Consider the following 10,211-nt stretch of genomic DNA (forward strand, 5'->3'; position numbering starts at 1 on the left):
ATCTGCCGGCCGCTGCTGCGAAAAACCACCGGCTTCGGCCGGTGGTTTTCTGTCTGTGTGGGGCGCTCAGGCACCCTCCGGTTCTCCCGGCGCCGGGGGGCCATCCGGAGTGGGGGCGTCCGCGTCCTTTTGATCCGCCTCTTCCAGCGCCTGCTGGAGATAGTCCTGCTCCGCGGTCTTTTTGCTGGGGACAAAGCCCTGGGCGGCGCTCTTCCGGCGGCCCTTGCTGCGGGCGAAGAAGAAGCCGGAGAGGGAGAACACAACGGCACCGATGAAATTCACAAATAGGTCCTTCATGGTGTCGATGATGCCAATATCCAGGTAGCCGCCCAGTCCCAGGCTCTCTCCGTTGATGACCACGTCCTGGATATCCGGAATCGTCACCACCTTGTTGGAGAGCGTGGGATCCAGGGAGACGGAGTGGATGGCGTGGATGACCGTGTCCTTCTGCATGTCCGTGCCCAGGAAGAAGTCCATGCCGAATTCAAAGAACTCCCACAGGACCCCGATAGTCATGGAGAAGCAGAAGGCCACCAGGGCCAGGAACGCCGGGGACAGATGGAAGGTGATCCGGTCATCGTCGTTCAGCAGCATCACCATGGAGAAGCCTACCGCCGCGGCCAGGAAGCCGTTGATGGTGTGGAGCATGGTGTCCCATCCGGGGATCACGACATAAAAGGCGTTGACCTCACCCAGAATTTCTGCCGCAAAGATGAAGCAGAAAATGGTGATCTCCAGGGGCGGCGGCAGCTCGATCCGCAGCTTCACCTGGATCCAGCTGGGCACGTAGAGCAGCAGAAGCGTGAGAATGCAGAAGAAGGCGCCCTCGTAGTTGGCCAGCATGATCTGCCGCACCAGCACCACCAGCACCAGAATCCGCAGGATGGAAAAGACGATGAAGGAGCTTTTGTGTTCCCGCAGCTCCCGCGCCATGGCCTCCTGAAATGCCTTTTTATACTGCTTCTTTTCTTTCTTTGTCGACTTCAATGGGTTACCTCCTTCGGTCGGTCCGGTTCTTCAAAAATCGGCAGGGCGCCCTCTTGCTCGGCAAGGGCCACATCGGCCCGGGAGCGGAGGGTCCAGTAGGCCATCCGCATCCCAAATTTGCGGCACAGCCGCACTGCCGGCTTTTCCCGGTCTCCGAACCGGTAGGCCACAAAATCCGGCCGGGTGAATGCATTGTAGAAGAGATTCGTCAGCGCCAAGCGGTTCCAGGGACCCTGGCCGGATGGATGGCGGTGGAAATCCTGGGACAGCTGGCCCCGCAGCACCGACGGCCGGTGGCGGCGCAGCCACCGCAGCGGCCGGGGGTCAAAGCTCTCCACACAGTAGTCTATGGAGAAGCGGTCCAGGCAATCCACCGTATCCCGGGCCAGCGCCGCGGCGCCGTGCCGGTCGGTCTTCAGCTCCACCACCAGCGGCGCCCGTCCGGCAAACAGGGGGAGCACCTCCTCCAGAAGAGGGATGTGTTCCTCTGAGCCTGCCAGCCGGAGAGCGGCAAGCTCCTCCGCGGTTTTTTCCGCCACCCGGCCGGGAACGCCGCACATCCGCTCCAAATCCCCGTCGTGGATCACCACCAGGCGTCCATCCCGGGTCAGATGGACATCCAGTTCGGCGCCGTATCCGGCCTCCGCCGCCCGGCGGAAGGCCGCCAGGGAGTTCTCCGGCACGCCGGGGCCGTGGAGGCCCCGGTGGGCGTACCGAAAGCCCTCCAGCTTTTCCCAGCCAGGACCATCCCGCCGGCCGTGGAGCAGGAACCAGACCAGCAGGTATCCAAGCCCGGCCAGGGCAGCTGCCGCAGCAGCGGCTGCCGCTAAAATCAGCAGCAATTCGACCATAAACACCTCCGCCAAATCCGGGCATCGGGGAGCGGACCGCCCCGGGATGGACCGCAGATTCCTTCAAACAAAATAAAGAATACCACAAAGCCGGCCCGCTGACAAGCGGGCCGGCTTTGTGAAATGCCCGGCGGCATCAGATTTGCGCCTTCTTTTTCTCCAACAGGCAGAGCACGCAGGCTGCCAAAACGGCGCCCAGCAGCGCGATGTCCATTACGCGTCCCCCGTTCTCTTGCTGAGTCGGATGCACTCAAGGGCATAGACAGTTTGCATCGCGCCCCACACCGCCAGCACCGCCGCGATGGGCAGCAGACCGAAGTCAAACACAAAGTTCAGGATCAGCAGGGCCACCCACAGGAAGATGCAGACCTTGGTCCCCACCATATAGGCCCGGTAGCAGGCCTGGCCGATCTGGGCCCGCTCCGCCTCGTCGCAGCTGTCCATCCAGGTCTTCTGGAATTTCATGTCGTAAACGCTGCCCCGCTTCTCCGGATTGATCCGGCGCTCCAGGTCTACGATCTTCTGCTGGAGCACCACCAGCACCGCCACAGACGCCAGAAAGAGGATCAGGTCCGGCAGAAAGCGGTCGTAGATGATGGAGGCGGCGAAGAAGAAAAAGTCCAGGATTATCACCAGCCCCGTCAGCAGCAGAGCCCAGCTCAGCTGCTGCTCCGCCGCGTCCATGGCGTCCTCGTCCTCCCCATCCCAGGCGGCAAAGCGCCGTTTGGCGGCGGCATAGAGGTACCAGCCCGCCCCCAGCAGCACCACGGCGCTGCCGACGATGCCCCAGGGCGCACACACCGCCAGCACCCGGTCCAGGGCCTGCCGCACCGTCTCCGCCACGCCAGCGGCCCCAGCCACACCGGTGAAAAAGCCCAGCACGCCGCCCAGCAGCCCGAACAGCAGAATTGTCAGCAGGTATTTGGGCAGCGCCCTGCGGTTGTCCCGCCTCACGTTATCGCTCATGGCATTCATCCTCCTGATAGGTAAAAATGTCCTCCACGGTCACACCGCAGATCCTGGCAAGCTTCAGCGCCAGCGTCACCGAGGGGGAGTAGTCCCCCCGTTCGATCTGGCTGATGGTCTGGCGGGAAACACCCGCCAGGGCGCCCATCTCCTGCTGGTTGACCCCCAGCCGGGCCCGGTGCTCCTTCAGCCGGTTGTACAGCGGCATCCGCTCATCCCCTTTCCTGACAATGATCCGAGTCAAAATGACAATTATTCTTGTCAAATATAGCATAGCACTGACAAGGATTCTTGTCAATAAAAAATTGAATCTGCGCACAAAAACCGGCCGCCCAATTTGGACGGCCGGTTTTTGAACAGATGTAGGGCGGCGGAAAGAACGCTCACTGCCGGGAGGGTGGGGGAGGCGGGTCCCGCCATTTCTCCGGTGGGACTGCCTTGCTCACCAGCCGGTTTTTCACATAGCTGCGGAACAGGGCGTAGATCACGGAGCACAGCGGGATGAAGAACAGCATCCCTGTGATCCCCATGAGCTTGCCGCCCAGAGTGACGGCGGCCAGCACCCAGATGGAGGGCAGCCCCACGGAGGAACCCACCACATGGGGGTAGATCAGGTTTCCCTCGATCTGCTGGAGCACCAGGAACAGCACGATGAACCACAGCGCCTTCCAGGGATCGTCGATGGCGATGAGCAGTGCGCCCACAGCGCAGCCGATAAAAGCCCCCACAATGGGGATCAGGGCGGTCAGGGCGATCAGGACGCCCACCAGCAGGGCGTAGGGCATCCGGAAGATGGTCATGGCCGCGACGAACAGCGTGCCCAGAATGCAGGCCTCCAGGCACTGGCCGGAGAGGAAGCTGGAGAAGGTCCGCCCGGACAGCCGCAGGACGTCCAGCGTCCGGTCGGCCTGCCGCAGGGGCAGCAGGCCGTAAATCACCTGGCGGCCCTGGCGGCCCAGCTTCTCCTTCTGCAGCAGGACATAGAAGGAGAAGATCAGGCTGATGACAAAGGTGCTGACACCGCTGACCACACCGCCGATGAACCCACCGGAGGAGACAATCCCGGCCCCAATTGCCTTGGCGATCTCCAGAGCCTTGGCAGAAAGCTCCTGCCATTGGATCTCCTCCTGCAGCTTCATCAGCTGCTCCTCCAGTAGAGGCCACAGGTCCTGCAGGTTCTCCGCCAGGGCGGTGAGCTGGTGCTCCAGTCGCTGGAAGGCGGCAGGAATCTCCCGAATGATGGACATGACTGCATCTGCGATGCCCGGGCCGATCACCAGGCCAGCCAGGGCCAGCACACCGATCACCGCGACCAGGGTCAGCACCAGGGCCAGGGGGCGGCGGAGCTTTGCGCCCTTCCGGTTTCTGGGGAACAGGTGCCGCTCGATGGCCCGCATGGGCACATTCAGGATAAAGGCCAGGGCGCCGCCCAGCAGAAACGGCGCCAAAATCCCAAGCAGCCAGCCCAGCGCCGCCAGGACTGCATCCAGGCGCTGCAGTGCGCAGTAAAACGCCACACCGCCGCAGACCACCAGCAGAAGTCCTTTGATCTTCTGTTTGTTCCATTCCATGAACGGTAAACTCACTTTCCGGCCCGGAGGGCCTGTCTCAACGGGCTTCCTGCTCCTTCCGATACTGGGCGGCAGCTTCCAGATACTCCTCCATGGCCGCCCGGTTGCCTTCGATCTCCTCCGGCTTCAGGGGCCGCACCACCTTGGCGGGGCTGCCCAGGATCATGGACCCGTCCGGGGCGTCCATTTTTCCGGTGACCAGGGCCCCGGCACCCACGATACAGTCGCTGCCGATCTTCGCGCCGTTGAGGACAATGGCCCCCATGCCGATCAGGGTGTTGTCCCCCACTGTGCAGCCGTGGACGATGGCCCCGTGGCCGATGGTGCAGCCCCTGCCCACCACCGTCTCCTCGTGGAGGATGGCCCCGTCCTGAATATTGGTGTCCGCTCCCACGGTGATGGGGCCCATGTCCCCCCGCAGGACCGCACCGTACCAGATGCTGACGCCCTTTGCCAGCCGCACGTCTCCGGTGACGGAGGCGCCCTCCGCAATCAGCACGTTCTCGTCAGTCTTTCTCAGCTCGTATGTCATGGTCTCTCCTCTTTCTCTCTGATTTCAGATCTCCGGGGCGAAGTTGCCGTCCACGAACACTGGGATTTCCTTTCCGTCGTGGGTAATACCCAGGATGTTCAGGTCCGGCGTGCCCACCATGAAGTCCACGTGGGTGATGGAGTCGTTGAGGCCCCGGGCCTTCAGCTCGTCCTTGCTCATGGCCTGGCCGTCCTTGAGGCAGGGATAGGCCTCGCCGAAGGCGATGTGGCAGGCCGCATTCTCGTCGAACAGGGTGTTGTAGAACAGGATCTTCTGGTTGGAGATAGGGCTGTCATAGGGCACCAGGGCCACCTCGCCGAAGTAGCTGGCCCCTTCATCCACAGTGACGGCGGCCTTGAGGGCCTCCTCCCCCTGTTCCGCGTGAACCTCCACGATCTTCCCGTCCTTCACCACAAAGTGGAACTTGTCAATGATGGTGCCGTTGTGGGACAGGGGCAGGGCGGAGTAGACCACGCCGTTGACGCCGGTCTTCAGGGGAGAGGTGAAGACCTCCTCCGTGGGGATATTGGCGATATAGGTGCGGCCAGACAGAGTCACGTCGTTACCCGCCTCCCAGATGTGGTCCTCCGGCAGTTCCACAGTCAGGTCCGTGCCCAGGGAGTTGGTGTAGTGGAGGGACTTGAAGTTCAGCTGGTTCAGCTTCTCCACCCGATGGGCCAGGGTCTCGATATGCCGGTGCCACTTGTCTACGCACCTGCCGTCGCCGGTAATGCGCACGGCCTGGAAGATGGCCTCCCACAGTTTGTCTATTGCCTCGCTCTCCGCAAGATCCGGGAACACCTTCTTCGCCCAGCTGGGGATGGGGATGGAGGCGATGCACCAGGGGAAGCCGCCGCACATCTGGAGACGGTCGAAGTCCTTCAAGGCCCTCCCGCTGGCCTGCTGGGCCCGGACGATCCGGCTGTGGTCCACGCCCTTGAGGTTCTCCGGATCGCTGGCGGAGATGGCCAGGTACGCCGCCCCCTCCAGGGCGTAGTCGTTGTAGAAGTGCCGCCGCCACAGGGGCACGGTGTCGAACACCTCGTCAGCCGCATGGAGGTACTTCATCCGGCCCAGTTCATCGTCGCCCCAGTTCATCACCACCTCCCGGCAACCGGCCTGATAGGCCTCCGCCGCACAGAGACGGGCGAAAAAGGCGCACTCCACAGGCGAGGAGATCACCAGCGGCTGCCCCCTCTGGATATTCAGGCCCACCCGCACCAGCAGCTGGGCGTATTCCGTCAGTTTTTCTTTCATGGATTCCATTTGATTCCATCCTTTCCAAGGGTTTCCTCACCCAGAGAATATTGTAGAGCATCTCTCCCGTAAAGTAAAGCGGGGGCCGCCGGGATTCAAAAATCGTTTACGATTCCCCCGCCCGGTCCTTTCGCAGGGAGATCAGCGTGGCGTTCAGCTCCGCCCCCATGATGAGGGTCACGGCGGTCATATACAGCCAGATCAAAAGGGCGATGGCCGTGCCGATGGAGCCGTACAGCAGGGAGTAGTCGGCAAAGTTCTCCACGTATGTGGAGTACAGCCAGTTCAGCGCCAGCCAGGCCCCCAGGGCCGCCATAGTGCCGGGCCAGATGTTCCGCCAGGGCTGGCGGCCGTCCTGAGACAGTGCGTACAGGAAGAACAGGGCGAAATACCCTGCCACCGCCGCCACCGGGAACCGCAGCTTCGCCCACAGCACCGCCCAGAACCGGGGCAGGCCGAAGCTGTCCACGGCGTAGAGCAGCAGCCGGTCTCCCACGGACATCAGCGTCAGGGTCAGGGCGATGGTGGCGATCAGCACCGCCGTGTACAGCAGCGTTTTCACCAGCTGGGGCAGCGCGCCCCGGGGCGGGCCCAGGTGATAGGCGATCCGCACGGAGCGCATCAGCGTGTTGGTGGCCCGCATGGGGAAGTACAGGGAGAAGAACAGGCCAAACAGCAGCAGCTTCACACTGGGGTTCCGGCCCACATAGGTGAGGTACACCCCGATGAAGGACACGATCTCCCGGGGCAGGAACTCCTGCACCGCGGCCAGAATGGCATCCACGTCCAGCTGCAGCAGGCCCAGCAGGGAGCTGACAAAGATCAGCAGGGGAAAGATCATGAACAGCAGGTAAAACGCCAGAGCCGCTCCCTGCATCCCCACATTGTGGCGCAGATACCGCTGCACCAGCAGATAGATGCCCCGCAGAAAGCGGTTTTGGGGCAGCTCCATCCAGGCTCGCCTTTGCACGCAGGCCACCTCCTCTCCGTGTGCATCCATAGTATGCACAGAATACCACCGATCTGTTCCGCAGCGGTGCAGAATTCTGTCGGGCGGCAGAGACTCACTCCCAAGTCTGCCAGATTTCCGGATGGTAGCCCACCGTGGCCTCCCTTCCATTGCGGACGATGGGGGTCACGAACAGCTCCGGGTGTTCCAGCAGCTTCTCCTCCCGGGCGTCCGGGGTGATATAGGCCATGTACAGGTCCTCATAGGCCCGGCATTTCGTGTTCACCAGGGCGTCAAAGCCCACTTTCTGCTTGACGGACTGGTACTCCCGGGGGGATAATCCCTTTGAGGGCAGGTCGATATACTGGTACTTAATGCGGCGCTCCTTGAACCAGCGCTCCGCCTTCTTGGAGTCGAAGGACTTAGAGGAACCGAAGATCTGAATGTTCATGCCTGTGCTCCTGTCTCAATAAAATTGGAAATTGGAATGGAGGGTCCGGTATGACGGACAGTATTAAACGGCTGAAGGAACTGGTGGACAGCTCCGACAACATCGTGTTTTTCGGGGGGGCCGGCGTTTCCACAGAGTCCGGCATCCCGGACTTCCGCAGCACTGGCGGCCTATATCACCAGGAATGGAAATATCCGCCTGAAGTGATTTTAAGCCATACATTTTACGAAAGCAACCCCGAAGAATTTTTCCGCTTCTACCGGGCCAAGCTGCTGGCCCCGGACGCCAAGCCCAACGCCGCCCATAAAAAGCTGGCGGAGTGGGAGGCGGAGGGCCGGTTGAAAGCCGTCATCACCCAGAACATCGACGGGCTCCACCAGGCCGCCGGCAGCCGGAACGTGCTGGAGCTCCACGGCAGCGTCCACCGGAACCACTGCCAGCGGTGCGGGAAATTTTACGGTCTGGAGCATATCCTCCGCACGGAGGGCGTGCCCCGGTGCAGCTGCGGCGGCATCATCAAGCCGGATGTGGTGCTCTATGAGGAGGGGCTGGATCAGGGGACGCTGGAGGCAGCCGTCCGCGCCCTGGCGGAGGCGGATATGCTGATGATCGGCGGCACCTCTCTGAACGTCTATCCCGCCGCGGGGCTGATTCGATACTATCAGGGGCACAGGCTGGTGCTCCTCAACAAGTCGCCGGTGGCCCGGGATCTGGCCGCGGATCTGGTGATTACTGACCCCATCGGCGAGACCCTGGCCCAGCTGTGAGGCGCTTCGGCGCCGGAGTTCTTCAGGCAGCCCTCGGAGGGCTGCCTGTTGCTTTTTTGAATTTGCAAGTTCGAAAAAAGAAAAATTCAAAAGTTTTCTTATTTTTTCAAAAATATTTTTTAAAACGGTTGAAAATGCAATTTTTTAATGATACTATTGCAAATAGTACAACGGCTGCATGCCGCCGAAAGGAGCGCGCACCCCTATGGTCTGGAAAGAGAACCGTGAGAACGCCTATTGTGAGATCACCCCCGCCATTCTCGCGCTGAAGGAGCAGTGGGAGAAGAAAAACTACATCGACCCCAAGCTCTATAAGGAGTATAACGTCAAGCGCGGCCTGCGGGACGAGGACGGCCGCGGCGTGCTCACCGGCCTGACCCGGGTGGGTGAGATCCAGTCTTACAGCGTCACGGAGGGGGAGCACATCGTCCCCCAGGACGGTATGCTTTACTACCGGGGCATCGATTGCCGGGAGCTGGTGAAGGGCTCCGAGGGGCGCCGCTTCGCCTTTGAAGAGACGGCCTATCTGCTGCTCTTCGGCGAACTGCCCACCGCCGCCCAACTGGAGGCATTCTGCCAGCAGCTGGCCTCCTACCGGACGCTGCCCACCAATTTCTTCCGGGACGTGATTATGAAGGCGCCGCCCCGGGATCTGATGAACACCATGCAGCGGGGCATCCTGACGCTGTTCTGCTATGATGACAAGCCCAACGACATCGGGCTGGAGAATGTGCTGCGCCAGTGCCTGCAGCTGATGAGCAATATGCCCGTGCTGGCCATCTACGCCTATCAGGCCTGGCGGTTCAGTCAGGGGGAGAGCCTGTTTATCCACGTGCCCAAGCCGGAGCTGTCCACCGCGGAGAACTTCCTGCGGATGCTGCGGGAGGACTGCAGCTACACCGATCTGGAGGCCCGGACCCTGGACGTGGCCCTGATCCTCCACGCGGACAACGGCGGCGGCAACAACTCCACCTTCACCAACCATGTGGTCACCTCCTCCGGAACAGATACCTATTCTGCCATCGCCGCGTCCATGGCCTCGTTGAAGGGTCCCCGCCACGGCGGCGCCAACAGCAAGGTGATGGCCATGATGGACGATGTGAAGGAGCACGTGCGGGACTGGAATGACGAGGGCTGCGTGGCGGACTATCTCACCAGGATCCTGAACAAGGATGCCTTCGACCGCAGCGGCCTGATCTACGGCCTGGGCCACGCGGTCTATACCAAGACCGACCCCCGGTGCGAGGTGTTCCGGGCCTACGTGAATCACCTGGCGGCGGAAAAGGGCCGGGAGGACGAGCTGGCCCTGTACGCCAATGTGGAGAAGATCGGCAAGCAGCTGCTGATGGAGCGGCAGCACAAGTCTGTGCTCTCCACCAACATCGACTTTTACAGCGGATTTGTCTATGAGATGCTGGGCCTGCCCAAGGAGCTGTATACGCCCCTGTTCGCCGTGGCCCGTATCGCCGGCTGGAGTGCCCACCGGATGGAGGAGCTCTCCGTGGGAGGCAAGCTGATCCGCCCTCGGTATGAGTGTGTGGAGGAGCACCGTCCCTATACGTCCATGGACCGGCGCTGAACAGGTCAGGCGGCCGGGACCGTCTTCGGCGGTCCCGGCCGAATTCCTGGTCCATGGAAATTTTTTCGACTGATCGGGGAAAAACAGTTGACATTTGGATCTCGACTGGCTATAATAATCAAGCAGTCTTTTTTAGGGGACGAACATTTGCGGCTGTGCTGGAACTGGTAGACAGGCCAGCTTGAGGTGCTGGTGTCCGAATCGACGTGTGGGTTCAAATCCCGTCAGCCGCACCATACGGTGTCTCTGAAAAGATAACCGCTCTATGCGCGAGTGGTGGAATTGGCAGACTCGCTAGATT

The 10,211-nt window shown here is 61.6% G+C and carries 11 protein-coding genes and 1 tRNA gene; 3 read left to right on the top strand and 9 right to left on the bottom strand.

Going from position 1 to position 10,211, the window contains the following annotated elements; all coding sequences use genetic code 11:
• Window positions 1–66: 66 nt before the first annotated feature.
• The 9 genes from HMPREF1546_RS13635 to HMPREF1546_RS13675 form a co-directional block, all read right to left on the bottom strand.
• On the bottom strand, window positions 67–987 hold the full coding sequence (locus HMPREF1546_RS13635) for a hypothetical protein (protein WP_021750559.1): 921 nt from the start codon (window positions 985–987) through the stop codon (window positions 67–69).
• Window positions 984–1,838, bottom strand: a complete 855-nt coding sequence (locus HMPREF1546_RS13640; RefSeq protein WP_021752041.1) for a glycerophosphodiester phosphodiesterase family protein — start codon at window positions 1,836–1,838, stop codon at window positions 984–986. The genes HMPREF1546_RS13635 and HMPREF1546_RS13640 overlap by 4 nt, the downstream gene beginning before the upstream one ends.
• A 213-nt stretch (window positions 1,839–2,051) precedes the next feature.
• Window positions 2,052–2,804: a DUF3169 family protein gene (locus HMPREF1546_RS13645; RefSeq protein ID WP_021750557.1), complete on the bottom strand. Its 753-nt coding sequence runs from the start codon at window positions 2,802–2,804 to the stop codon at window positions 2,052–2,054.
• A complete protein-coding gene (locus tag HMPREF1546_RS13650; protein WP_025544718.1) occupies window positions 2,794–3,012 on the bottom strand; it encodes a helix-turn-helix transcriptional regulator in 219 nt (72 codons plus the stop codon). Before HMPREF1546_RS13650 ends, HMPREF1546_RS13645 begins: the two co-directional genes overlap by 11 nt.
• A 175-nt stretch (window positions 3,013–3,187) precedes the next feature.
• On the bottom strand, window positions 3,188–4,375 hold the full coding sequence (locus HMPREF1546_RS13655; RefSeq protein ID WP_021750555.1) for an AI-2E family transporter: 1,188 nt from the start codon (window positions 4,373–4,375) through the stop codon (window positions 3,188–3,190).
• A gap of 37 nt (window positions 4,376–4,412) precedes the next feature.
• Window positions 4,413–4,907 carry a gamma carbonic anhydrase family protein gene (locus HMPREF1546_RS13660; RefSeq protein WP_021750554.1) on the bottom strand — a complete coding sequence of 165 codons (495 nt, stop codon included), beginning with the start codon at window positions 4,905–4,907 and terminating at the stop codon, window positions 4,413–4,415.
• A gap of 24 nt (window positions 4,908–4,931) precedes the next feature.
• Window positions 4,932–6,164 (bottom strand): aminopeptidase, encoded by a 1,233-nt coding sequence (locus tag HMPREF1546_RS13665; protein WP_036631003.1) that lies wholly within the window; start codon window positions 6,162–6,164, stop codon window positions 4,932–4,934.
• Window positions 6,165–6,270: 106 nt separating this feature from the next.
• The gene (locus HMPREF1546_RS13670; protein ID WP_249390880.1) at window positions 6,271–7,134 is read right to left on the bottom strand and encodes a YihY/virulence factor BrkB family protein; all 864 of its coding nucleotides are present in this window, start codon (window positions 7,132–7,134) and stop codon (window positions 6,271–6,273) included.
• 94 nt (window positions 7,135–7,228) lie between these two features.
• Window positions 7,229–7,564 (bottom strand): arsenate reductase family protein, encoded by a 336-nt coding sequence (locus tag HMPREF1546_RS13675; protein WP_021750551.1) that lies wholly within the window; start codon window positions 7,562–7,564, stop codon window positions 7,229–7,231.
• A 50-nt stretch (window positions 7,565–7,614) separates the two neighbouring features.
• Here HMPREF1546_RS13675 and HMPREF1546_RS13680 point away from each other — a divergent pair, with 50 nt between their 5' ends.
• The 3 genes from HMPREF1546_RS13680 to HMPREF1546_RS13690 all read left to right on the top strand — a co-directional run bounded on the left by HMPREF1546_RS13680 (window position 7,615) and on the right by HMPREF1546_RS13690 (window position 10,146).
• Window positions 7,615–8,331, top strand: a complete 717-nt coding sequence (locus HMPREF1546_RS13680) for an NAD-dependent protein deacylase (RefSeq protein WP_021750550.1) — start codon at window positions 7,615–7,617, stop codon at window positions 8,329–8,331.
• 205 nt (window positions 8,332–8,536) lie between these two features.
• The gene (locus HMPREF1546_RS13685) at window positions 8,537–9,910 is read left to right on the top strand and encodes a citrate/2-methylcitrate synthase (RefSeq protein WP_021750549.1); all 1,374 of its coding nucleotides are present in this window, start codon (window positions 8,537–8,539) and stop codon (window positions 9,908–9,910) included.
• Window positions 9,911–10,059: 149 nt separating this feature from the next.
• Window positions 10,060–10,146: transfer RNA gene (locus tag HMPREF1546_RS13690), tRNA-Leu, on the top strand.
• Window positions 10,147–10,211 lie beyond the last annotated feature (65 nt).

Origin of the sequence: Oscillibacter sp. KLE 1745 (assembly GCF_000469445.2) — a bacterium.
In the GTDB taxonomy this organism is placed as follows: Bacteria; Bacillota; Clostridia; order Oscillospirales; family Oscillospiraceae; genus Oscillibacter; species Oscillibacter welbionis.

Coding starts and splice junctions, on each gene's coding strand:
- HMPREF1546_RS13640 (WP_021752041.1), bottom strand. CDS start 1,838: ATGGTCGAATTGCTGCTGATTTTAGCGGCAGCCGCTGCTGCGGCAGCT.
- HMPREF1546_RS13645 (WP_021750557.1), bottom strand. CDS start 2,804: ATGAGCGATAACGTGAGGCGGGACAACCGCAGGGCGCTGCCCAAATAC.
- HMPREF1546_RS13650 (WP_025544718.1), bottom strand. CDS start 3,012: ATGCCGCTGTACAACCGGCTGAAGGAGCACCGGGCCCGGCTGGGGGTC.
- HMPREF1546_RS13655 (WP_021750555.1), bottom strand. CDS start 4,375: ATGGAATGGAACAAACAGAAGATCAAAGGACTTCTGCTGGTGGTCTGC.
- HMPREF1546_RS13660 (WP_021750554.1), bottom strand. CDS start 4,907: ATGACATACGAGCTGAGAAAGACTGACGAGAACGTGCTGATTGCGGAG.
- HMPREF1546_RS13665 (WP_036631003.1), bottom strand. CDS start 6,164: ATGAAAGAAAAACTGACGGAATACGCCCAGCTGCTGGTGCGGGTGGGC.
- HMPREF1546_RS13675 (WP_021750551.1), bottom strand. CDS start 7,564: ATGAACATTCAGATCTTCGGTTCCTCTAAGTCCTTCGACTCCAAGAAG.
- HMPREF1546_RS13680 (WP_021750550.1), top strand. CDS start 7,615: ATGACGGACAGTATTAAACGGCTGAAGGAACTGGTGGACAGCTCCGAC.
- HMPREF1546_RS13685 (WP_021750549.1), top strand. CDS start 8,537: ATGGTCTGGAAAGAGAACCGTGAGAACGCCTATTGTGAGATCACCCCC.